The organism is Streptomyces sp. NPDC039462 (assembly GCF_055639375.1).
Window position 1 is genome coordinate 863,053 of the sequence record NZ_JBVKAO010000003.1, and the last position, 22,683, is coordinate 885,735.

The window sequence follows — 22,683 nt, forward strand, 5'->3', positions numbered from 1 at the left end:
GAGTGGTCGTCCGAGGGCTCAGTAGGCGGAGTCGACGTTGTCGATGGAGCCGTACTTGTCGGCGGCGTAGTTGGCGGCCGCGGTGATGTTGGCGACCGGGTCGGTCAGGTTGTTCGGCGTGCCCGCGACGTGGTACGCGTCGAAGGTGGGCTGGATCACCTGGAGCAGGCCCTTGGAGGGGGTGCCGTTCTGGGCGTTGACGTCCCAGCCGTTCTGCGCGTTCGGGTCACCGGCGGACTCGCGCATGATGTTGCGGTGCAGACCCTCGTAGGTGCCCGGGATGCCCTTGGACTTCATGATGTCCAGGGACTCGCGGATCCAGCCGTCGAGGTTCTCGGGGTAGTTCTTGTCGCCCGCGGCCTGCGGCGCGGAGGCGGGCGCCTGGGCGGGCTCGGCGGCCTGGGCGGGGGAGGGGACCAGCGTGAGGGCCGCGGCGGCGGCACCGGCGGTGGCGAGGCCGGCGATGGAGAACTTGCGGGTACGGGCGGTACGGGCGGTACGGGTCATCGACATGCGGGAGTGAACTCCTGGATGGGGACGTGAGGGGCGCCGGACCGGAGCGGGCGACTGTGCCGGGTGGTCGGGGCGTCCCGAAGACTCAGCCAGAGTTAGCGACGCTCGGGGAAGCGCGCAATCATGTGACGTACTACCCGCTTACGAAGAGGCCCCCGCGCGGGGCACCCCCAGGCACCTCCCGTCCCGGCCTGACGCCCCCGGGTGCCTACTACCGCCTTTAGCATGTGACGTGTCCCCTATGAGTGGCCTCACAGCCACGGGCCCCCGGAAGTGGGCTGGGTCACCGGGTACGGGCGGGAAAGCGCAACGCCATGGCCTCACGCGCACGCCTCACCCGGCCAACGGAACCCACGCGGCTCGCTCGGCCGCATCGTGCGGCACCCCCCACACCAAGAACCCGTTCATCAGGCCGACCCCTGCCTCTTCCGCGAGCAGCGGGACTTCGAGGACGTCGGCCATCTCCTCCACGTAGTCCGTCAGCGACTCGAACCGGATGCTGCGCTCCGCGTACTCGCACCAGTACCAGATCCTGCCGGTCTCGGCGTCCAGACACAGGCCGGACACAGCATCTGCGCCGATCGAAGCGAAGGGGATCCAGGAGGGACGCCACACCGTGATCTCCTCTGTGCCGCCCGTCCGCCGCTGCGCCTCCTCGTCACTCCGTCGCAGCAGCATCTTGAGCTCATACGTGCGGCGGACGACATCGAACGGCATCAGCAGACTCTCGCCCGGCATGAATCCAGGCATCGGCTCCGGCCGCACTCCTGCCCGCCGACTCCACAACGCCCGCAGCCCGACGGGCAGACGCACGCCCAAAGAGCCCTGCAATTCCTCGATTTCCGCCTCGGAAGCCCCGGGCAACAGATTCGCCAAGGTCGCTGGAGCGTTCCGTTCGAGCCAGGACTCAATGCGCTGCCAGGCGTCGTCTATCTGCCGCCGCTCAATGCCCTGCACGCGTGCTGTATGACGATCCATACCGAACACGCTAGCGTCGGCCGTTCACGAACCTGCTCCGGTCATCCCACCGGTTCGTTCTTCTGCTCCCGCAGGGCCGAGCGCATGAACTCGCAGCGCTCCTTGTTGCGGCGTCGCATCCAGAGGATCCAGTAGCAGAAGGCACCCACACCGCCGGCGAGGAGCAGGCAAGGGAGCAGCGAGCCGGTGGCTGCCCCGAGCACGAGCACGGCTGTCGCGATGAGTCCCATGACGCCCAGCCAGTACGGCAGCCACCGCTCTGCCCGTTCCAGCCGGTCCTGGTGTTCGGCGACCAGGCGCCGCATCGTCGCCCGTTCCCCGGGGTCGCTCGGCACCTTGCGGTGCCGGATCCTGCGGTTGAGATCGGCGACCGCGCGGGGGTGCGAGCCGATGGCGCGGCTGATCCTGCGGCGCTGGAAGGCCACACAGGTGAGGCCGGCCCCGGTGTAGAGCGCGCCTTGAATCAGCCATCGGACCGGATGTGCGTCCTGCCGGAACAGGGCGGCGACCCCCACACACAGCGGGAAGAGCAGCAGTGCCTGTGCGAACAGGCTGCGGTCGAACCAGCGCCTTAAGCCGTCCACGGCCGGTGCCTCCTCGGGATCGACGGGCTTGGTGCTGTCGTGTCGAATTCCCGGGTACCCCGGCCGCGCCGGGGTAAGGAGGGATGGGCTCAAGCAGTCGGCGCGGGACGGTCCTCCGGCTGTGCCGTCATCATGCGGTACATGCCGATCGAGTCGTGCGTGGCGGTGTCGGCGAAACCGAACTTCTCGTACAGGAAGCGTGCCGGGCCGTCGGCGATCAGTGAGACGTACGCGGTCGCCGGCGCGCGGCGTTCCAACTCCTTGGTCAGTGCGGCCATGATGCGCTTGCCGAGCCCTCGCCCCTGATGTGCGGGGTGTACGCAGATGTCGACGATCTGGAACGCCGTGCCGCCGTCGCCGATGATCCGCCCCATGCCGACGGGCTCGCCCTCGTGGTGGAGCACCACGCCGTGCCAGGTGTTCGGCAGGGCGAGCGCGACGGCTTCGGGCGTCTTGTCGGAGAGTCCGGCGTCGGTGCGCAGACGGCGGAAAGTCTCGACGGACGGCACTCCCTCACGCACCTCGTAAGGGTCAGTTATGTCTAGCATGCATTACATGCTAGCGGGTTTCGTGAGATCAGCGTCGCTGGAAGGTGACCTCGGGGTTGCCCGGCGTCGGCCCGTCGAGGAGGGACTGCGGCCTGCCGCGCAGGTGCTGTTCGTAGAACGCCCCTATGTACGCCCGCGTGATCCGCTCGGAACGCTCACCGGAGAGCGGCACCTCGGGGTCCACCACGCCGGCCTGCCCCATCAGGACGGGCGCGTCCGTGAAGGTGAAGTGGCCGGAACCCGCGACGGTGAGCCAGCGCTTCCAGCCGTCCAGGCCCTGCCAGGTCTCGTCCCAGTTCTTGCCGTCCTCGACCCCCGGTGTGTGCTGCACCTCGGTGCCCAGCATCAGGAACGGCCGGCCGTCGATCCCGGCGGGCCCGGTGTGGAAACTGCCGTCCATGTTCATGCCCGCCCGCACCCGGCGGTCGCTCGTCATTGTGGCGAGCGCGGCGGCCCCGCCGATGGAGTGCCCGCCCGCGCCGATCCGCTCGGGGTCGATCATGCGGGCGTGCCGCCAGGCGGCTTTGCGCCCGGTCAGCCGGTCGATGACGTACGACAGGTCCTTGGCCCGCCCCGCCGTGACGGCCTTGCCCCGGCCGGGCTTGTCTGCGCCCGCGCAGGCCTCGCAGGTAAGGATGCGCCCGCCGGGGAAGGCCGTGCCGGTGGTTTCGTAGGCGTGGTCGACGGTGGCCACGACGAAGCCGCGGCTGGCCAAGTCCTCGGCGAGGTGGGTCAGGGTGGCGCGGGGAGCGCTGAAGCCGGGGGAGAGCACGATCAGCGGGAACCGCCCTGGTGCGGGGTGCGTTCCGGTGCGCGCGAAGGTGCGGGTGGCGCTGTACGCGGCGGGGGAGACCTGTTTGTCCAGCTTCCACCACTCCAGCATCAGCCTGGCCTCTTCCTCCGATGTGTAGGAGGTGGGCCGGCCGCCGCCGTGCCGACCGGGGTAGTACACGGAGACCATCAGCTCCCGGGCGTCCGCCGAGGGCACCCAGGGGTCGGGGCGGCTCTTGTCGACGAGGTGCAGGGTGTCGCGCCCGACTGCGAACGGGCCGGTGGGGCGTGGGAGATGGAGAGGTGCTGTCGCCGTGTCTCTCACCGAGACGCCGCCTGTGCCGCCGGTGCTGTCGCGTCCGTCGGCGAAGGCGGTCGCTCCGCCCGCGACAGGCAGGGCGAGAGCGAGGGCAGCGGTGGTGACCAAGGTGCGTCGAAGCAGGGTGGTTCGGGTTGCCGTCGTCATGTCAAAGGAGGGTAGGTGAGGGATAGTTGAGGGCACGTCGGCCTGCGGTAGCACGCGCGGCCAGACTCTGGGGGTACGCCGGTGGACCGCATGTCAGCTCCTGGGATGACGTGCAGGAGCCGTGCTGCGGCGGCACTCCGCCACCCCCTCGTGGCCCGGACGCAGCCCCTTCGTAGAGTCACCGGGTGAACGAACACCACGCACCCGATCCGCACTTGCCGATGCTGACCTTCCCGCAGGCCGAACGCCTGCGGAGTCTGACCGCCGAGTACTTCCTGACGCACCGCGGCATACGTCCTCGGATCGAGGGCGACGCCGTGCTGTGGGGCGACGGGCACCGCAGCCCCCTCCCGAACCTGGCACACAAGTGCCGCGCCGTGGCCGAGGAACACTGGCCCACCTTGGTCGAACAGCACTTCACCCACCTCGCTGAGGCGTCCCGGGGCGGCGAGAACGTACAGGAACTGCTCGACGGCACCGTCCTCCGCCTCCTGCCCGACGACGCCTTCCCCGGCGAGATGGCGAACAGCTTCCGCTACGCGCAGCCGGTCGCCGAGGGGCTGATTCTCGCGCTGGCCCTCGACGGCCCCACCTCCGTCCGCATCCTCACCGACCACGACGTGGCGCTCGCCGGCGCTGAGCGGCTCTGGGCGGCGGCCCGGCAGAACCTGCTCCGCGAACCGGTGGAGCACACGGAGGTGACCGGGCCGCAGGGTGCGCGGCTGCGGTCCGTCCACGGGGACTCCCACTTCGTGGCGAGCAAGGCGCTCGTGCTCCCGGAACTGGCCCGCGCGACCTCCGGCAGGGACCTGCCGGAGGCCGGCGCGCTCGTCGTCGTGCCCAGCAGGAACCTGCTCGCGTTCCACCCGATCGAGGACGGCACGGTGGTGGACGCCGTCAACGACCTGGGCGCGTACGCGCTCGGCGCGCACGAGGACGGGCCGGGCGCGCTGTCACCCCGGCTGTACTGGTGGCACCGGGGGCGGCTGACCTCCCTCACCGTCATCGACCACGAGACCCGCTCCTTCTCCGTGGTCCCGCCGCCCGAGCTGATGGAGGTGATGAGGAAGCTGCGCGCCGGATCTCCGCCGCCCGCCGCCCCCGCCACAGCTGGTACCGAAGCGGTCGCCGGGGACGACTTGGCGGGACTCGACCCCGCCGCCGCAGCCGAACACATCGTCCGGCTGGCGCAGAGCCCGGCAGGCCTCACCCACGCCTTCACGGTCACGAAGAAGCTGAGCGACGCACGCTGCGCGGCCGACCCGGACGGGGCGAGCCTGGAGACCTGGGAGGCCTGGGTGTGGGCCATGCAGACCGGCTCGGCGCTGTTCCGCACGGCCACGTCCCACCAGGGCACGGTGGAGTGCCGCATCGCCGACCACCTGCTGCGGCTGCCCGCCACCGGGCCCGTGCCGAGCGCGGACGCCCGCGCCTGGCTCGACGCCTTCTACCTCGCCGTCGTCTGCCGGGAACAGGACAGACTGACCCTGCTCTGCGGCGTGCCGCTGGACGACCTGCGCCGGGCCACGCCCCTCGACGCGTACGTCTTCCACTGGATCGAGACGCTGCGCGCCTTCTGGCTCAGGCGGCCCATGGACGACGTCGTCCAGCACCTGATCGCCACCATGGAGACCTCCCACCCCCACGTCGCGACCCGCACCCCGAGCGATTTCCTCAACCTGATCGACTATCAGCCGGCCGCAATCCTCCACCGCCTGATCGCGGGTGACCCCGACGCCTTCTCGGAGGCCCTCACCGAAGCCCTCGCCCACCACGAGCGCTACTGGTCGGACCGGCCCGCGGAGGCCGACGGCGCCACCCCCTCGTACCGTCGCGTCGCACTCGGTCCTCTCGCGATGGCGTGCCTGGCGTACGACGCGGGCTTCCCCGTCGACGAGAAGTCGCCGTTCCTGCCCAGGCACCTCCTCAACCGCGGCTGGCTCGGCGAGTTTCCGACGTAAGGCAGACGACGACGTATCGCAGACGACGTAAGGCAGACGACGTAAGACAGGCATAGAACACACGCAGAACAGACGTAACGCACCGGCGTGTTGTCGTCGTGCGGTGTTGTCCACGGCAGTGGCGATGGGCGAGTGTGCTGTGTCATGGACTGTGACCGGCACAACACCGCGTTGCCCCTGTCCCGCCGTCAGCTGTTCGTGGCCGCGGGTGCCTCCGGGGCGGTCGCCGCGCTGGGGGCCCCGCCCGCGCCGGCCCGGCCGCGCACCACGGTTCCCCTCTCGTTCACCCGCGTCACGAACGGAGCGGCGACCCTCTCGCACGCCGCGGACCGGCTCGTCGTCGAGGCGCAGGCCACCCTGTGGTCCCTGCCCCGCACCGGCGGCGAGGCGGTGCCGCTGACACCGCCGGGGCTGGAGCCGAACCGGCCGGTGTACGCCCCGGACGGCACGTCGGTCGCGTTCTGCGCCTACCAGGACGGCGGGTTCCACATCTGGACGATGCGCGTCGACGGGTCACGGCTGCGGCAGCGCACCGACGGCCCCTGGGACGACCGGGGACCTGCCTGGTCGCCCGACGGATCGCGCATCGCGTTCGCGTCCGAGCGCGGCGGCGACCCGGTGCGCGGCGGTTCGTACCGCATCCACGTCCTGGACCTCGCGAGCGGCGGACTCACCCGCGTGACCGGGCGGCCCGGACAGGACGGGCCCTCGCAGGACGGGCCGTGGGAGGACTTCGATCCCACCTGGTCACCGGACGGCGAGCGACTCCTGTTCGTCCGGGCGAAGTCCGTCACCACGGGGCAGGGCACCACGCTGGAGGCCCGGACCGTGGCAGCCGTCCCCACCGGGGGAGCGGGCCCCGTCACCGTCGTCCACACCGAGACCGCGACCGCGCAGGTCATGACGCCCGCCCTGGCCCCCGACGGGCGCCGGCTCGCCTACCTGCGGACCACGTCCGCGCCCCGCGCCTCCTGCACCCTCGTCGTCGACGGCCGGCCAGTCGCGCTCGACGGCGACCTCGCTCCCGTGCCGCCGCGCTGGACGGCGAAGGGAGAGCTGCTGCTCACCCTCGACGGCCGCTTCACGCTCGTACGCCCCGACAGACCCGGTAAGCGCGAAGCGATCCCCTTCGACGCCACCCTGCCGGTGCACCGCCCGCGATACCGGGTCAAGGAGTACGACCTGGGCCTTGGGCGCGCGCGGCCGACCCGCGGCATCCATCTGCCCGCTCTCTCGCCCGACGGACGCCGGATCGCCTTCGCCGCCCTCAACTCGCTCTGGCTGGCGCACACGTCCGGCGGCCGCCCACCCCGCAGGCTGCACCGCGCCGCGCCCACCGGCTACCTGCTCGGCCCTGCCTGGGCACGGGACGGGAAGTCCCTGGTGTACGCCGACGACCGCGACGGGCTGCTCGGCGTGTACCGGCACGACCTCGCCACCGGCGCGGAGACCGCACTGGCGACCGGCGGCCGGGTCCACCCGGCGCTCTCGCCCGACGGCCGGCGGCTCGCCTGCCTCGACATGACCGGCCGTCTCATGGTGCGCGACCTGGCGTCGGGCACCGAACGCGCGCTGGTGACGCCACTCGGCGGCGGGGGCCTGCCCGGCCGGCCGAGCTGGTCGCCGGACGGCCGGCACCTCGCGCTCTGCGACCGCAACCGCATCAACCACCGCTTCCGCGAGGGCTACAACCTCATCCGGATCGTCGACGCCGCCACCGGAGCGGACCGGCTGTATGCCGTGGCCCCACACGCCTCGGTCTCCGACCGGTACGACTCCGGTCCCGTCTGGTCCCCGGACGGCCGCTGGCTCGCCGTGATCGTCGAGTCGGCGCTGCACCTGCTGCCCGTGGCGCCCGACGGCACGCCACGCGGCGCACCCCGCGTGCTCTCCACCGAACCCGCGGACCACCCCTCATGGTCGGGAGACTCGAAGTCGCTCCTCTACCTGTCGAGCGGCCGACTGCGCCTCATCGGCGTCGACGGAGGCCGCCCGCGCACCGTCCGGGCCCCGCTGGACGGGCGCAGGCCCGCGCCCGCCGATGTCGTCGTGCACGCGGGCCGGCTGTGGGACGGCACCGGCGACGAGGTGCGGGAGGACGTCGACATCGTCGTCCGCGGTGGCCGGATCGCCTCCGTGCGGCCGCACAGGGCGGTCGGCCGCGTCCCCACTGCCCGCCGCGTCGACGCCTCGCGGCACACGGTCGTCCCCGGGCTGTGGGACACCCACACCCACCCGTGGCAGACGACGTACGGCGGACGCCAGACGGCGGGCCAGCTGACGTACGGGATCACCACGGCGGTGTCGCTGGGCGGCTTCGCCTATGAACAGGCCCGCGTCCGTGAGGCGGTGTTCGCGGGCGAGCTGGCGGGCCCCCGCCTCCTCACGACGGGCGAACTCCTTGACGGCTCCCGCGTCGCGTACAGCATGGGCCGCGCCCACCGGAGCAGGGCGGCCCTGCGGCGCTCCCTGGAGCGCGGCGAGGCGCTCGACTGGGACTTCGTCAAGACCTATGTGCGGGCGCCGGGCTGGGTGATGGAGGAGGCGGCGCGCTTCGCCCACGAACGGCTCGGCGTACGCACGGGAGGCCATCTGCTGTCGCCCGGCATCCAGCTCGGCCAGGACCTGACGACCCATCTGCAGGCCACCCAGCGGGCGGAGTTCGGGCACGCCGTGACGGCGACCGGCCGCACCTACGACGACGTCGTCGAGATCTACAGCGCACGCGGCGCGGACTTCTCGCTGATCGCCACGCCGTTCACGTCGGCGCCCCTGCTCGGAGCGGACCCCGGCCTCGCGGACGACCCGCGCGTCACCGCGGTGATGCCGCCGTGGGACGCCGCGGCGGTGCGGGCCGGCGCGGCCGTACCGCCGAGCGAGGACCAACTGGCCACCCTGCGCAGGGAGACCGACATCTACCGGCGCATCCTCGCCGCCGGCGGCCTTGTCGCCCTCGGCACGGACCAGCCCATCGTCCCGGTCGGCCTCGCCCTGCATCTGGGTCTGCGCGCCCTGCACCTCGGCGGCCTGTCCCCCGTGGAGGCGCTGCGCACCGCGACCGTCCTGCCGGCCCGGGTGTTCGGTCTGGACCGGGACCTGGGCACCGTCGAGGCCGGGAAGGTCGCCGACGTCACCGTGGTGGACGGCGACCCGTTCACGGACTTCGACACGATGGTGCGCACGGTGTCGGTGCTCCGGGGCGGCACCCCGTACACGACCGAGGAGCTGACGTCCGCGTTCGACCGACAGCGGGTGGACGAGGCGTACTGGCTGAAGGTCGGCCGTCTGATGCGCCGGGACGGATGCTGCACACCGGAGACCTGACCGGGACCTTCGCCCCCGCGGTCGGCCGAGCGGGGCCTACTCGAAGCGCGTGACGTCACCCGCTCCCCGCCGGACGATCTCCGCCTCGCCGTCGGAGAAGTCGATGACCGTGGTGGGCTCCGTGCCGCAGTCGCCGGAGTCGACGACCGCGTCCACGAGGTGGTCGAGGCGCTCCTTGATGTCCCAGCCCTGCGTCAGCGGCTCCTGCTGGTCGGGCAGGAGCAGCGTGCTGGAGAGCAGCGGCTCACCGAGCTCGGCGAGCAGGGCCTGGGTGACGATGTGGTCGGGGATGCGGACACCGACGGTCTTCTTCTTCGGGTGCATCATCTGCCGCGGCACCTCTTTGGTGGCCGGCAGGATGAAGGTGTAACTGCCGGGCGTGGCGGCCTTGATGGCGCGGAACACGTCGTTGTCCAGGTGAACGAACTGCCCCAGCTGCGCGAAGCTCTGGCACATCAGGGTGAAGTGGTGGCGGTCGTCGAGCTGACGGATCGACCGGATGCGGTCCATGCCGTCGCGGCTGCCGAGCCGGCAGCCCAGCGCGTAGCAGGAGTCCGTCGGATACGCGACGAGCGCGCCGGAGCGGATCCCGTCCACCACGCTGCTGATGCTGCGTCGCTGGGGGTTGTCGGGATGCACGTCGAAGTACTTGGCCATTGCGCGAGTGTAGGTGACCCGCGCGGGTCTGCCGGGGTGCGGCGGGCGGGTCGGGTTCTCCGGGCTCGCCGGGCTTGCCGTGTCCGGGCTTGCGTGGCGGTGGCGCGGGAAAGGGGGAGGGGCCGGGCGGGAAGGGGGCTCCCCGCCCGGCGTCGCGTCAGCCGGCGAGCAGGGCGTCCATCTGACCGACGGCCTCGGTCAGGCCGTCCACCACGCCCATGTTCAGGAGCTGCTCCATCTGCTCGCGGGAGTCGAAGGCCGAGCGCATCTCCATGCGGGTGCCGCCGGCGTGCTCGGACAGCCGCATCCGCACCGTCGAGACCGGCAGGTCCGCGGCCGGCTTCCCGTCCTGGTCGGCGAACCCGTCGGTGAAGTCCAGGGACGTCGGCGGCTCGACCGCGGTGACCCGCCACCATCCGCGGTGCTTCTCGCCCTCGGGGCCCGTCATGAAGTACGTGACGTCGCCGCCGGGGGTCAGATCGTGCTCCTCGAAGGTGGCCGGGTGGCTCGGCGGCCCCCACCACCGCTCCAGCTGCCGCGGGTCGGCCCACAGCTGCCACACCTGCCCGACGGGGGCGGTGAAGTCGGCGATCAGCGTGAGCGTGAGGTTGTCGAGATCCTTGTCGATGCTGGTGACGCTCATGATTCCGCTCTCCTTGCGGGATTGTTCTCTTCGGCGGCCCGGGGCGGGGCGGTCGGCTCCTCGGCGAGCAGCCGGGACATCCGGTCCACGCGCCCGCGCCACGCCGTCTCCAGTTGGTCGAGCGCCTGCCGTGCCTGCCGCAGGCCGTCGGCGTCGGTGCGGACGAGCTGCTCGCGGCCCCGTCGCTCCTTGGTCACGAGCCCGGCCCGCGCCAGGACCGCGACGTGCTTCTGCACGGCGGCGAAGCTCATCGGGTACGCCTCCGCCAGCTGTGACACCGACGTCCCGGTCCGGACGCACCGGCGCAGGATGTCCCTTCGCGTCGTGTCGGCCAGCGCGTGGAACAGCTGGTCCACGGCTTGGTCGCCCACTTCATGTACAACCATTTGGTTGTACGTTAGCGCGGTTCGGTCCGCCGGTCGACCGGAACGGCGGGTCTCGCCCGAACCGCCCGGGCTCAGCGGTGGGTGTCGAGCGTGTGGCGCAGTGTCTTCGCGAAGGGCTCGGGGGCGCCGTGCTGGCCGAACTCGCCGCCGAGGAATCCGCCGTGATGACTGGGGAACACGACGAGCTCGGTGCCGAGCCGCTCGGCGATGGCGGCCGCCGCGCGCGCGGCGAACTCGCCCTCGGACTCCTGCCCGGCCGCGAGGACGACGCGGGTCGGCGCGGCACGCAGCGCGGCGATGTCGGGCCGGTAGCCGGTGCAGCCCCGGATGTTCTGCCCCAGGAGCGGGTCGTCGCGCGAGCCGTCGTCCTCGGCCGGCAGCCCGAAGTCGGCGGGCGAGGGCGCAGGCTCGTCCGCCCAGGTCGCCGGGAACGGCCCCTTCCGGCTCGTCGCCGCGATGAACTTCGCCATCGCCGGGCCCATGCCGTGCCGCAGGTACGTCGCGTGGATGTCGGCGCACACCGCGAGCATCACCTCCCGGTCGGGGACGACCTGCGCGGTCGGCGGCTCGTGGGCGACGAGGGTGCGCACGAGATCCCCGTGCCGCTCCACCAGCGCGAGGGCGTTGACCGCGCCGCCGCTGCTCGCGAACACGTCGACCGGTCCTGCGCCGAGCGCTTGGATCACCTGCCGCAGGTCGCCGGCGTGCTCCTCGACCGCGGTCTCCGCCGCCCCGTCCGTGCGGGGGCTGCGGCTCACTCCCCGGGGGTCGTAGGTGACGACGGTCCGGTCCGTGAAGTGCGACGCGAGGGTGGCGAACCCGGAGGCGTCCATGGGGGAGCCCACCAGGAACAGGATGTCGCCGCCGGTCACGCCGCCGCGGATGTCGTACGTCAGTGTGGCGCCGTCCGCGGTGAGCGTGCGGGTCTCTGTCTCAGCCATGAAGGTCTCCTCGATGTTCGCGGTCTCATGAAGGAAGACCGTCCGCCTCGCGAGAACTCATCGGCGACGCCACATCGGAACGTCTCAGGCGGCGCCGATGAACTCGAGCAGGTCCCGGTTGACCGCGTCGGCGTGGGTGATGAAGATGCCGTGCCCGGCGAAGGCGTACTCCTTGTAGACGTTGTCCGGCACCAGCTTCGCCAGGCGCTGCCCGCAGAGGGCGACGGGAGCGGAGGCGTCGGCGTCGCCGTGCAGGATCAACGTCGGCACGCGTATCGCGCCGGCCTCCTCGCGTACGTCAGTACCGCACGCCGTCCGCACGACTTCGACGGCCGCCTTCGCCGAGCAGTCGAGGCACCGCTGGACCATCCACTCCATGAGTTCGGAGGAGATGGCGTTGCCCAGGTGCGTGGCGAAGAACGCCTGCGCGTTCTGCGCCATCCACCTCGGGCGGTCCTTGGTCCGCTCGGCCTCCATGGCGTCGAAGACCTCCTGGCCGATTCCGTCCGGGTTGTCCGGCGTCGCCAGCATCAGCGGCGCGGTGCTCCCGATCAACGCCACCCGGCTCACCCGGTCGTAGCCGTGCCGGGAGAGGTAGCGGATCACCTCTCCGCCGCCCATCGAGTGCGCCACCAGGGTCACCTCGCGGAGGTCGAGACGGTCGAGGAGGGCCGCGAGATCATCGGCGAGGGTGTCGTAGTCGAATCCGTGACCGACCCAGTCCGAGCGGCCGTGGCCCCGCCGGTCGAACGCGACGCAGCGCAGGCCTTGTTCGGAGAGCGGAAGCATCTGGAACTCCCACGAGCTGCTGCTGAGCCAGGCCCCCGCCACGAACACCACCGGCTTGCCCTGGCCCCAGTCGGTGTAGAAGAGGCTGGTCCCGTCGGAGCCCTCGAAGTACGGCATGGATGGTTCCTTCCTGAGTGGCGAGGTGTCGCGTGTCGCTGCGCTGTGCCAACTCTCCCCCAGCGGCGATCATTTCGTCGATTACTCCGGAAGTAATCCGCCCCCGAACCGACCCCGATCCGATCCCAATCCGACTCCGAGGGGAACTCCGGCGCCGCCGAGCGCGACTACTGGCACGACAACTGCTGTGACGGTGAAGGGCGTTGGTGGCCATGGTCAGGAACGGTGTCCGACGGGAACCGAGTCGGCGCGGAGTGCTGCGGGGCGCGGGGGCGGTGGGGGCAGGGGCCGCCCTCGCCGTCGGTACGAGCGGTTCGGCGCAGGCGTCGCCCGGGGCCGGGCGGTTGCGTGTGGCGGTACTGCTCTACGACGGGTTCACGGCGCTGGACGCCGTCGGACCGTACGAAGTGCTGTGCCGCGTTCCCGGCGTGCGGGTGACGATGGTCGGCCACGAGACGGGCCCGGTCCGTACGGACACGGGAGAGCTGAGCCTGGTGGCGGAGCGCGCCATGCGGGACGTACGCCACGCGGACGTCCTGGTGATCCCGGGAGGCGGCCAGCGGGGGACCACGGCCATGATGGCCGACACCGCGGTCCACGAGTGGATCCGCCGTATCCACCGCCGGTCGGTGTGGACGACGTCCGTGTGCACGGGCTCGCTGATCCTGGGGGCGGCCGGGCTGCTGCGCGGCCTGCCCGCGACGACGTTCTGGGCGTCCAGACCGTATTTGGCGGAGGTCGGCGCGACGTTCACGCCGGGCCGCTTCGTCGAGGCCGGGAAGATCATCACGGCCGCTGGGGTCTCCGCCGGAATCGACATGGGACTCCACCTCGCGGCTCGCCTCTCCGACGTCGAGGTGGCGCAGGCCATGCAGCTCGCGGTGGAGTACGACCCCGACCCGCCGTACGACACCGGCAGCCCCGAGAAGGCCGACGCCGAAACGGAGGCACTCGCCCTGAAGCTGCTCGCCGACGCGGCGGTCTGAGGTCCCGGGAGGTACCTCCCCGCGTCAGTCCTCGCGTCAGTCCTCCTCCGCGCTGGAGAGAGCCTCGGTGATCATGCGGGTGGCGAAGTCCGGGTCGTCGGCGATGCGGTTGATGTGCTCCGCGAGAAGGAAGGCGGTGGCCTCCAGGGGAGTCATCTCCTCGTCGGTCCAGTCCCCGTACTGTCCGCGCCACAGGTTGGGGCTCAGGCCGAGGCCCGCGGCGGTGACCAGACCGGCCATGATGGGGATGACCTCCGTGGGGCAGCTCTTGGGCATCATGCGCATCGTGGCCACGAGGTTGGGCACCACGTACTCGATGACGTCCTTCTCGTGCTGCTCGTGCACCTTCCGCAGCCAGCTCATGTACATGTAGATGAGCGTGCACGTGCCGTCCAGCACGTCGTTGGCCCCGTCGGGACCCAGCGACTGCGCGAACTGGCGGATCAGCAACTGCTGTTGGGCGTCGGTCTCGGTCTTGCCGTCGTGGATTCCCTTGAGGCGGGAGTCGATCATCATGAGCGCCACGCCGACCTCGCCGACGGGAGCGTGCTGGGGGTCGCAGGGCGATGGCACAGGATGTCTCCGGCATGCAGACGAGGGTCGTGAAGGCGAGTCTGTTGCCTGACCCCGGCCCGGGGAAAGCGTTCGCGGCAGCGTCACGCTTTCGGGACGCCCCACTCGACCGCCTGACCCCGAGGGGATGAACTGTTCGAGCGAAGGCGCCGCGTTCGCGGTCGAGGGCCTGCCGAACCAGGCCATCGGGGCCCGGCTCCACCTCACCGAGGGCACCGTCAAAACCCATATGGTCCGCGTCTGGACCCGGCCCATGGGGTGGGAAGGAGCGAAAGCTAACGTGGCACCCCGTTAGGAACGTCATCTTCCGCTATGACCACGGGGAACTACATGCTCACGCACAGCACGAACCGCGCCGCCCTCCTCATGGCCGCGGGCACGACCGTGCTCGCCCTCACCGCCAGCGCCTGCTCGTCCGGCACCGGGGACGACGGCGGGAAGGCGACCGCCGACCGCGCCGCCAAGGGCGTGGTCACCCCGACCGAGGCGAAGAAGATCGTCGACCACTACGTGAAGGTCAACAACCGGGCCAACGCGAAGCGCGACAGCAGTACCCTCTCCACCGTCGAGGCCGGCGGGCTCTTCGAGGCGAGCGCGAACATCTACAAGCAGGACGAGCTGCAGTCCGCGAAGGACAGGGCCGAGCGCCGCAAGCCCTTCGACTACGTGAACCGCGAGTACGTCATCCCGGCCGCGAAGAGCGGCGTCTCCTGGTTCGCGCTGCGTGCCGACACCAAGGACCACAACGGCACTTCGGCGAAGACGAGCCGCGCCACCGTCATCTTCGACAAGGAGGCGGGCGGCGGCGACTGGAAGGCCGTGTGGAGCGGCTGGACCGACAAGAAGGACCCCAAGACGCCGCCCCTCTCCAAGGACGCCGACGGCTTCGCGGTGCCGGTCACCGACACCGCGAAGAGGCAGGGCGTCCTCGCCCCGGACCAGATGGACGACGCACTGGTGGCGCTCTACTCGGGTGACGAGAAGCTGGGCGCGAAGGTCGGCGCGAGCGAGACCTCGAAATGGATGACCCAGTTCCCGCTGGAGCAGAACAGAATGCTCAGCCCCAACGGCAAGTCCGAGTTCAAGGCGGGCAAGACGGACCACAAGAAGGTCTACGCGCTGCGGACGGAGAAGGGCGGCACGCTGACCTTCTTCAACGCGGACGTCCAGGAGTACATGCACACCACGAACCCGGCGGCGCGTATCACCCCGTCCCCGCAGATCGCCTTCCTCGCCGGCAGCAAGAAGTCCGAGATGATGTTCCTCGTGGACTACCTGCACCAGGGCGCGGCGTACATCCCCGCCAAGGGCAAGGTCTCCATGGTCACGGACAGCTGGGACATGACCGAGGCGAAGGGCCCGCGACGCGGGCTTCTCTGAGACTGCGACACCGTGCCGGGTGCGTCACTCGCCGGTCTCGCCGTCGATGAGCTCGCGTGCGATGTCGAGGTGACCGACGTGGCGGGCGTATTCCTGGAGCAGATGGAACAGGATCCGCCCGAGCGAGGGCGCTTGGTCGGGCGTTTTGAAGCGGCCCCCGAGGTGCGCCCTGTCGCTCAATGCGGCGGCCGTCGCGAGGGAGTTCGCGGCGGCCACTTCCGCTTCGTAGACGGTCATGACCTGTGCGGCCGAGGCGTCGGCGGCGACCGTCCACTCCTCGGTGTCTCCGCCGGGTGGATAGGCGACGATGTCTTCGGCGCCGAAGCCCCAGCGCATCCACCGGCGTTCGACCCAGCCGAGGTGCTGGACCAGGCCGAGCGGTGACCAGCCGAGCGGTTCGACCGGCGTGCGGAGCTGGTCGTCGGAGAGCCCGGCGAGCTTGCGCATCAAGGCTTTGCGGTACCACTCCAGGTAGCCGAGGAGCAGTTCGTGGGCGTCGGAGACGTCGACGGCCGGGCCGTCGAGGAGCGCGGGAACGTTTTCCGGTTGCTGCTGCATCTCGCGAACGTAACCCGGAAACGGAACCGTAGGAGCCGTCCGGGGCGCGCCGGCCAACGCCTGAGGCCGGGAACGGCGCCCCCGCCCCGCGCACTGACATAGTGACGCCATGCGCGTACTGATCGTGACGGCGGGGAGCTGGGGCGATGTCGCTCCCTACACCGGGTTGGGGGTGCGGCTGAGTGCCGCGGGGCATGAGGTGGCCGTCGCCACGCATGAGCGGTTTCGGGTGGCGGTGACCGCTCACGGGCTCGGGTTCCGGGCGCTGCCCGTGGACCCGCGGGCGGAGTTGGCCTCGGCGGGCGGGCAGGGGCTGGCCAGGGCGGTCAGCGCGCCCGTGGCTCTCGCGCGACTGATGCGGATGGCGACGGCGTTCATGCCGGCGCTTGCGGCGGGCGTGCGCGACGCCGTGCGGCAGGGCGCCGACGTGCTGCTGAGCTCCACGGTCACCGACCCGATGTGCGCGGTGCTGGGGGAGGCGCTGCGGCTGCCGAGCCTCGGGGTCTATCTGCAGCCGGTGCAGCCCACAGCGGCCTTCGCGGCACCGGTCGTCGGGGCCCGCTCGTTCGGCTCGTACGGGAACCGCCTGAGCGCCCATGTCCTGTGGGCGGCCACGGATCGGATGTTCGCTCCGGCCGTCGGTGAGCTGCGGCGCGAACTGGGGCTGCCACCGGGCAGGTTCGCCGGGCCCCGGGGCCTGCCCCGCGGGCGCGGCGTCCTGCACGGCTTCAGCCCACGGGTCGTCCCGCGTCCGGGGGACTGGCCCGAAGGGCACCGGGTCTGCGGGTACTGGTGGCCCGAGACCCTGCCCGGCTGGCAGCCCGAGCCGCGGCTCGTGGACTTCCTCTCCTCGGGCCCGCCCCCGGTCTTCGCCGGTTTCGGCAGCTTCGTCGCCGAGGACGCCGAGAGGCTGAGCACCCTGGTCGCAGAGGCGATGCGCCGGGCGAAGGTGCGCGGTGTCCTCCAGGCGGGCTGGAGCGGTCTGCACGCCGAGAACGACGACCTGATCACGGTGGAGGAAGTACCGCACGCCTGGCTGTTCCCCCGGACCGCCGCCGTCGTCCACCACGCCGGTGCGGGCACCACGGCGGCAGGCCTGCGCGCCGGCGTACCCACCGTGCCCGTCCCGGTGCAGCTGGACCAGCACTTCTGGGCCGCCCGTCTCCATGGCCTCGGCGTGTCCCCACGGCCGCTGCGCTACCAGCGCCTGACCGCAGAGCGCCTGTCGGACGCGATCACCGCCGCGGTCCGCGACTCCGCCCTGCGTGGCCGCGCCCGTCTCCTCGCCGAAGGCATCGCTGAGGAGGACGGCGCGCGGCAGGTCCTCGACGCGGTCGACCGGCTCGGATGAGGTGGGTTCCCCACCCGCGGGTTCCTCCAGGGCTGCCCCGTGCCCGGCGCGGCGCGGGCCGGATTCTGGCGTGAACCAATGGCCAGAGGCAGGGACACACCCGCCCACAATGGCGAGGTGGTGAGGCACGAGCGCGATCCGGCCGGAACCTGGGAGGTGGCGACCGCCCTGCCCGCCGCCCGGCTGCGCTCCCTCGTCGTGCGCTACCGCGGCTTCAGTTTCGACCTGTCCGCGCCCCGGCGGCGGCTCGAACTCCCCGACTGCATGGCGACGTTGGTCATCCTCTTCGGGCAGAAGCTGCGCGTGCACGACGTCACGCGGGAGGAGCCCGCCGCGGCCTGTTCGTTCACCTCCCTGGTGTCGGGGCCGCAGTCGCGTGCCCGGCTCGGTGAGCACGACGGCAGGCTGCGCGGCGTGGAGATCGTCCTCGCCCCCTGGGCGGCGTACACCTTCTTCGGCACCCCGATGGACCAGCTCGCCAACTCGCTGACCGAGCCCGCCGATCTGCTCGGCCCCCGGTTCCACGCACTCGACGACCGGCTGGACAGCTGCCCCGACTGGCCCGGGCGCTTCGCACTGCTGGACACGGTGCTGACCCACTGGCTGGAGGACGCGCCGGCCGTCTCCGCACGCGTCCTGTGGGCATGGAACCGGCTCTCCGAGACGTCCGGAGGCGTGCCCGTCCATCTGCTCGCCCGCGAATGCGGCTGGAGCGAAAGGCACTTGGAGCGGTGCTTCGAGCACCAGATCGGGCTGCTGCCGAAAACGGCCTCCCGCATCCTGCGGATGCGCGGCGCCCTCCGGTTGGTGACCGACGGGCTTCCCGGCGCCATCGCCGCCTCCCTCTCCGGCTACTCCGACCAGTCCCACCTGAGCCGGGAGTTCAAATCCATGACGGGCTGGACCATGTCGCGCTTCCTGCGAGCACGCGCCACCGGCCGCACAGGGCCCCCGGACGTGGACCGGGTCGAGGGACAGCCGACCAGCCTGGTACTGCCCGATTGAGCCACCCTGGGGGAGAGGTCGGTTTTCTTCAATACGGCCGCGGTGCCCCTTGCGAGGCTGCTCGGAGAAGAGAAGCAGCGTATAGGGGGGCGCGGCATGCCGGTGCCATGCGAGTCGAGCGCACGATCCGCACTCGAGTCGAGCGTACGGTCCGCACTCGACGCCGACGGCTATGCCGTCGTGGCCCTGCCGGGAGGCCAGCGGGATGCGATCGAACTGCTCCAGGACATCGGCCGCTTCATCCCCCAGTACACCGGCACCGTGGAGCACGAGGTCGTCTACCGTCCGGGCAACGACGGCCGCGCCTACTCCCAGAGCCGCAACACCATCCGCGCCCACACCGAAGCACCGGGCCTGGACCCGAGCCCGCGCCATCTGGCCCTGTACTGCCACCAGCAGGCCCGCTGCGGGGGCGGCCACACCGATCTGCTCGACCTCAGAGTCCTGGAGAAGCTCCTCGGCCCGGCCGAGCACGCGCTGCTGACCGGACCGCGCCTCGTCTTCCCCGGCCCCGCGAGCGACAGCGATCCCGTCCTCGCCCCCATGCTCTACGACGACGACCACGGCCGCCCCGTCCTGCGGTTCAGTTTCAACCTGCTGACGGCGGCGGACTACGACGCCTCCCTGGACTCGGCACCGCCGCCGGAAGACCTTCCGCTCGGCCGGGCCGGGGCCGACCTGGCCCACCGGGTCAGTGAGCTGTTCGACAAGTACCGCACCCAGGTGCTCATCCCCGACGGCTCGCTGCTCATCTGGGACAACCAGCGGATGCTGCACGCCCGTTCACAGTACGAGGACACGGGCCGCCACCTCACCAGGTACTGGATCGCCGCCTGAGCGCGCCTCCCAGCAGAAGGGCCCGACCCTCAGATGACCATCGCCGAACAGGCCGCCTCCGCGACACGCACGGTCTCAGGACGCAGGCTGGCCATGCTCGTCCGCGACCGGTGCAAGGACGCCCAGCAGGCTCACGACGTGGAAGTGGTCGGCCACGTGCTGCCGTTCAAGGTCAGCGCTCATGTCATCGACACGCTGATCGACTGGGAGAACGTTCCCGACGACCCGCTGTACCGGCTGGTCTTCCCCCACCGCGACATGCTCGACCCGCGGGACTTCCGGGCCGTCGAGCGCGCGCTGGGCGACCCCGCCGCGCTGCGGGACACCGTGGCCGCCGTCCGCCGCCGTCTCAACCCGCACCCCGGTGAGCAGCTCACCCGCAACATCCCGGTCAGCGGAGTGCAGCACAAGTACGCACAGACCGCGCTCGTCTTCCCCCGGCATGGGCAGACCTGCCACGCGTACTGCGCCTACTGCTTCCGCTGGGCCCAGTTCGTCGGCACGCCGGAGCTGCGCATCGCGGACGACGACCCGCGGAAGGTCATCGCGTATCTGCGGGACCATCCCGAGATCAGCGATGTGCTGTTCACCGGCGGCGACCCGCTGGTCATGCGCACCGAGCTCCTGGAACCGTACGTCGACGCCGTCCTGAGCCCCGGCCTGGAGCACATCACCACCATCCGCATCGGCACCAAGGCGCTCTCCTTCCATCCCGCCCGCCTGGTCACGGGACCGGACGCGAGCAGCCTGCTCCGCCTGCTCGAACGCGTGGTGCGGGCCGGCCGCCACCTCGCGGTCATGGTGCATGTGTCGCACCCCCGGGAGCTGGAACCCGACCTGACCCGGCTCGCCGTCGCCGCCCTGCACGGAGTGGGCGCCCAACTCCGCTCCCAGGCACCCGTCGTACGCCACGTCAACGACGACCCGGCGGTGTGGGCGGACGCGTGGCGCGCGCAGCTCCTGCTCGGGATCCACCCTTACTACCTCTTCGTGGAGCGCGACACCGGCGCGCGACGCTACTTCGGCCTGCCGCTCCAGCGCGCGTACGAGATCCACCGCGACGCCGTGCGGCGCATGTCCGGACTCGGCCGTACCGCCCGCGGGCCGGTGATGTCGACGACCGAGGGAAAGGTGACCGTGGACGGCGTAACCGAACTGCCGGGCGGGCGGGCCTTCGCGCTGCGCTTCCTGCAGGCCCGGATGCCGGACCTGGTGGGCCGGCCGTTCCACGCGCGGTGGGACCCGGCCGCCCAGTGGTGGTCCGAACTGGTCCCGTTCGGCGGGCCCGACCGGCTCTTCTTCCCGCAGTCCGCCGCCGTACAGGGACAACCGTGCTGAACGCCGCACGCCCGACCGGCGCGGCCGCCGGAGCCGCCCTCGCCGCACTGTCGGCCTGCGCCTTCGGAACGGTCGGCCCCGCCACCAAGGTCCTCGCGTCGGCGGGACTCTCGGCGCCCGAGATCGCCCAGGCCCGGCTGACCGTCGCGGCCGTACTGCTCCTCGCGTACGCCGCCGTCACCCGGCCACGGCAGCTGCTCGCGACCCGACAGGAGTGGGCCGTCATCGCCGTCCTCGGGCTCTTCTCCTTCGCCGCGCTGCAGACGCTGTGCGGCGTCGCGGTCGCGCGGATCCCGGTCGGTGTCTTCGTCGTGCTGCAGTTCCTGTCACCGGTGATCGTCGTCGTCTGGTCGCGCTGCGTGCGGCGCATCGCGCAGCCGCGCCTGGTCTGGGCGGGCACGGCCGTCGTGCTTACCGGTCTGCCGCTGGTCGGCGAGGTGTGGGCACGGCTGCGGCTCGACCTGATCGGGGTGCTGGCCGCCCTGGGCACGGCGGCCGCCCTGTCCGTACGCTTCCTGCTCGCGGGCCGGGCCCTGCGCCACCGCGATCCGGTCGCCGTGGCCGCGCTGGGCATAGCCGTCGGCGCGGTCGCACTGAACGTCCTGTCCCCGCCGACCGGCTTCCCCTACGCGGCCCTGGCCGACACCGTCGACTACGGAGCGGTCTCCGCCCCCGTATGGGCGGTGGTCGTCTGGGCGGGCGTCGTGGCGACGCTCATCGCCTACCTCAGTGGAATCGCGGCCCAGCAGTTCCTGGCGCCGTCCACAGCGAGCCTGTTCGCGACCCTGGAGGTCGTGGCCGGGGCGGGAGCGGCGTTCCTCCTCCTCGGCGAGACCCTGTCGGCCGTGCAGTGCGGGGGAGTAGCCACGGTCCTCGCCGGAGTGCTGCTCGCCCAGCGGTCCATGCGTACGCGACCGCCGGGACCGGCCGCGCCCCCTGATGCCACGACAGCACGAGAGGAACATGAAGGATGGACGAGCGGTTCATCAGCAACCCCGAGGAAGACGAGCTCGGCAGCGCCCTGTTCGGCGCCGTCGACAACCCCGTGATCCACCGCCTCGCGGCCAACTGGCGGCGCAGGGCCACCGTCAAGCGGGACGACCCCGAACTGCTCGACCTGTTCGACCTCTCCCTGCCGGACTATCCGGAGGACATCGTCCCGTTCGCCGACCACCCCGTCTATCTCGGCCTGCCCCCGGAGCAGCGGGGCGCCATCCTCACCTGGGCGATGATCGCCCTCAACCGGAACACGGAGTACTCCGAGACCCATGTGGTGAACCCGGCCTTCGGACTGATCCTGCGCGGTGAGTTCCCCGGTCTGTGGGGCGAGGCGTTGGAGGTCTCGCTGATGCAGGCCATGGTGGACGAGCAGTACCACATCCTCATGCACCGCATGGCCAGCGACGTCACCCGGGCCAAACGCGGCAGCCACTTCCGCGCGAAGGAATTGCCGCTGCCGTACGTCTCCGAGACGCACCGCGCGCTGAGCGGGCAGGCGTCGGAGCGGTGGCAGCGCAGTCTGTACACGCTGGCGTTCGCCATCACCACCGAGCTGTCCATCGGCGCCTATCTCGAACTCGTCGCCAAGGCGTCGGGCGTCCAGCCGATGATCGTGGGACTGTCCCGGCTGCACCGGCACGACGAGGTCTGCCACGGCTCCATCAGCGGCGAACTGCTCAAGGTGCTCTACCCCCAACTGGGCCGCGAGCAGCAGCGGTTCCTGGTCCGTGCGCTCTGCCAGGCGCTGGAGGCGTACTCCGCGAACGACTACCGGGCCTGGGAAGCGATCATGCGGCTCGTCGGGGTGGCGGACGGAACCCGGATGCTCCAGGACTGCAAGGCAGCCGGACGCACCGCGCTGCTGCGCGACTACAGCGGGCTGCACCGGGTCCTCACCGAACTGGAGGTCATCGACGAGGTCGACTTCGACTGGTCGAGCGTCAAGGTGACCGGCGACCTGCCCTACGTGCTGTGAGG

23 protein-coding genes are annotated in these 22,683 nt (G+C 71.3%); 11 read left to right on the plus strand and 12 right to left on the minus strand.

Going from position 1 to position 22,683, the window contains the following annotated elements; all coding sequences use genetic code 11:
• Positions 1-18 precede the first annotated feature (18 nt).
• The 5 genes from ACZ7LU_RS21110 to ACZ7LU_RS21130 form a co-directional block, all read right to left on the minus strand.
• The gene (locus ACZ7LU_RS21110; RefSeq protein ID WP_398306517.1) at positions 19-513 is read right to left on the minus strand and encodes a transglycosylase SLT domain-containing protein; all 495 of its coding nucleotides are present in this window, start codon (positions 511-513) and stop codon (positions 19-21) included.
• Positions 514-846: 333 nt separating this feature from the next.
• Entirely contained in the window at positions 847-1,491 is a 645-nt protein-coding gene (locus ACZ7LU_RS21115; RefSeq protein WP_471917580.1) for an SMI1/KNR4 family protein, read from the minus strand.
• 41 nt (positions 1,492-1,532) lie between these two features.
• The gene (locus tag ACZ7LU_RS21120; RefSeq protein WP_471917581.1) at positions 1,533-2,075 is read right to left on the minus strand and encodes a hypothetical protein; all 543 of its coding nucleotides are present in this window, start codon (positions 2,073-2,075) and stop codon (positions 1,533-1,535) included.
• 89 nt (positions 2,076-2,164) lie between these two features.
• Positions 2,165-2,623: a GNAT family N-acetyltransferase gene (locus ACZ7LU_RS21125; protein ID WP_471917582.1), complete on the minus strand. Its 459-nt coding sequence runs from the start codon at positions 2,621-2,623 to the stop codon at positions 2,165-2,167.
• Between the two features lie 28 nt (positions 2,624-2,651).
• A complete protein-coding gene (locus ACZ7LU_RS21130) occupies positions 2,652-3,860 on the minus strand; it encodes an alpha/beta hydrolase family protein (protein WP_471917583.1) in 1,209 nt (402 codons plus the stop codon).
• Between the two features lie 185 nt (positions 3,861-4,045).
• On the opposite strand from ACZ7LU_RS21130, the gene ACZ7LU_RS21135 reads away from it, so the two are divergent.
• Positions 4,046-5,821: an immunity 49 family protein gene (locus tag ACZ7LU_RS21135; RefSeq protein ID WP_471917584.1), complete on the plus strand. Its 1,776-nt coding sequence runs from the start codon at positions 4,046-4,048 to the stop codon at positions 5,819-5,821.
• A 144-nt stretch (positions 5,822-5,965) separates the two neighbouring features.
• Positions 5,966-9,145: an amidohydrolase family protein gene (locus ACZ7LU_RS21140; RefSeq protein ID WP_471917585.1), complete on the plus strand. Its 3,180-nt coding sequence runs from the start codon at positions 5,966-5,968 to the stop codon at positions 9,143-9,145.
• Between the two features lie 36 nt (positions 9,146-9,181).
• Here the strand turns inward: ACZ7LU_RS21140 and ACZ7LU_RS21145 are convergent, their stop codons facing one another.
• From ACZ7LU_RS21145 to ACZ7LU_RS21165, 5 genes are all read right to left on the minus strand, one after another.
• Entirely contained in the window at positions 9,182-9,802 is a 621-nt protein-coding gene (locus ACZ7LU_RS21145) for an L-threonylcarbamoyladenylate synthase (RefSeq protein WP_468088672.1), read from the minus strand.
• 157 nt (positions 9,803-9,959) lie between these two features.
• Positions 9,960-10,445: an SRPBCC family protein gene (locus ACZ7LU_RS21150; protein WP_468308344.1), complete on the minus strand. Its 486-nt coding sequence runs from the start codon at positions 10,443-10,445 to the stop codon at positions 9,960-9,962.
• The gene (locus ACZ7LU_RS21155; protein ID WP_468558267.1) at positions 10,442-10,831 is read right to left on the minus strand and encodes an ArsR/SmtB family transcription factor; all 390 of its coding nucleotides are present in this window, start codon (positions 10,829-10,831) and stop codon (positions 10,442-10,444) included. Before ACZ7LU_RS21155 ends, ACZ7LU_RS21150 begins: the two co-directional genes overlap by 4 nt.
• A gap of 71 nt (positions 10,832-10,902) precedes the next feature.
• Positions 10,903-11,772, minus strand: a complete 870-nt coding sequence (locus ACZ7LU_RS21160; protein WP_468088667.1) for an alpha/beta fold hydrolase — start codon at positions 11,770-11,772, stop codon at positions 10,903-10,905.
• Positions 11,773-11,856: 84 nt separating this feature from the next.
• Positions 11,857-12,678, minus strand: coding sequence for an alpha/beta fold hydrolase (locus ACZ7LU_RS21165; RefSeq protein ID WP_468308354.1), 822 nt, complete (start codon positions 12,676-12,678; stop codon positions 11,857-11,859).
• Between the two features lie 212 nt (positions 12,679-12,890).
• Between ACZ7LU_RS21165 and ACZ7LU_RS21170 the strand changes: the two genes are divergently transcribed.
• A complete protein-coding gene (locus ACZ7LU_RS21170; RefSeq protein ID WP_398306494.1) occupies positions 12,891-13,664 on the plus strand; it encodes a DJ-1/PfpI family protein in 774 nt (257 codons plus the stop codon).
• A 36-nt stretch (positions 13,665-13,700) separates the two neighbouring features.
• On the opposite strand, the gene ACZ7LU_RS21175 is transcribed toward ACZ7LU_RS21170, so the two are convergent.
• The gene (locus ACZ7LU_RS21175) at positions 13,701-14,237 is read right to left on the minus strand and encodes a hypothetical protein (protein WP_398306492.1); all 537 of its coding nucleotides are present in this window, start codon (positions 14,235-14,237) and stop codon (positions 13,701-13,703) included.
• Positions 14,238-14,364: 127 nt separating this feature from the next.
• Between ACZ7LU_RS21175 and ACZ7LU_RS21180 the strand changes: the two genes are divergently transcribed.
• A complete protein-coding gene (locus tag ACZ7LU_RS21180; protein WP_471917586.1) occupies positions 14,365-14,532 on the plus strand; it encodes a LuxR C-terminal-related transcriptional regulator in 168 nt (55 codons plus the stop codon).
• Between the two features lie 35 nt (positions 14,533-14,567).
• Entirely contained in the window at positions 14,568-15,617 is a 1,050-nt protein-coding gene (locus tag ACZ7LU_RS21185) for a DUF8094 domain-containing protein (protein ID WP_471917587.1), read from the plus strand.
• 24 nt (positions 15,618-15,641) lie between these two features.
• On the opposite strand, the gene ACZ7LU_RS21190 is transcribed toward ACZ7LU_RS21185, so the two are convergent.
• Complete coding sequence (locus tag ACZ7LU_RS21190; RefSeq protein WP_471917588.1) at positions 15,642-16,175, minus strand: DinB family protein; 534 nt, start codon at positions 16,173-16,175, stop codon at positions 15,642-15,644.
• A 109-nt stretch (positions 16,176-16,284) separates the two neighbouring features.
• On the opposite strand from ACZ7LU_RS21190, the gene ACZ7LU_RS21195 reads away from it, so the two are divergent.
• The 6 genes from ACZ7LU_RS21195 (at position 16,285) to ACZ7LU_RS21220 (ending at position 22,681) form a co-directional block, all read left to right on the plus strand.
• Positions 16,285-17,526, plus strand: coding sequence for a glycosyltransferase (locus ACZ7LU_RS21195; RefSeq protein WP_471917589.1), 1,242 nt, complete (start codon positions 16,285-16,287; stop codon positions 17,524-17,526).
• A 117-nt stretch (positions 17,527-17,643) separates the two neighbouring features.
• On the plus strand, positions 17,644-18,531 hold the full coding sequence (locus ACZ7LU_RS21200) for a helix-turn-helix domain-containing protein (protein ID WP_471145762.1): 888 nt from the start codon (positions 17,644-17,646) through the stop codon (positions 18,529-18,531).
• A 96-nt stretch (positions 18,532-18,627) separates the two neighbouring features.
• Entirely contained in the window at positions 18,628-19,368 is a 741-nt protein-coding gene (locus ACZ7LU_RS21205; RefSeq protein WP_468088653.1) for a TauD/TfdA family dioxygenase, read from the plus strand.
• A gap of 33 nt (positions 19,369-19,401) precedes the next feature.
• Complete coding sequence (locus ACZ7LU_RS21210; protein ID WP_471917590.1) at positions 19,402-20,706, plus strand: KamA family radical SAM protein; 1,305 nt, start codon at positions 19,402-19,404, stop codon at positions 20,704-20,706.
• A complete protein-coding gene (locus tag ACZ7LU_RS21215; protein ID WP_471917591.1) occupies positions 20,700-21,755 on the plus strand; it encodes an EamA family transporter in 1,056 nt (351 codons plus the stop codon). Before ACZ7LU_RS21210 ends, ACZ7LU_RS21215 begins: the two co-directional genes overlap by 7 nt.
• A complete protein-coding gene (locus ACZ7LU_RS21220; protein WP_398306477.1) occupies positions 21,677-22,681 on the plus strand; it encodes a diiron oxygenase in 1,005 nt (334 codons plus the stop codon). Before ACZ7LU_RS21215 ends, ACZ7LU_RS21220 begins: the two co-directional genes overlap by 79 nt.
• The last annotated feature ends 2 nt before the right edge of the window (positions 22,682-22,683 follow it).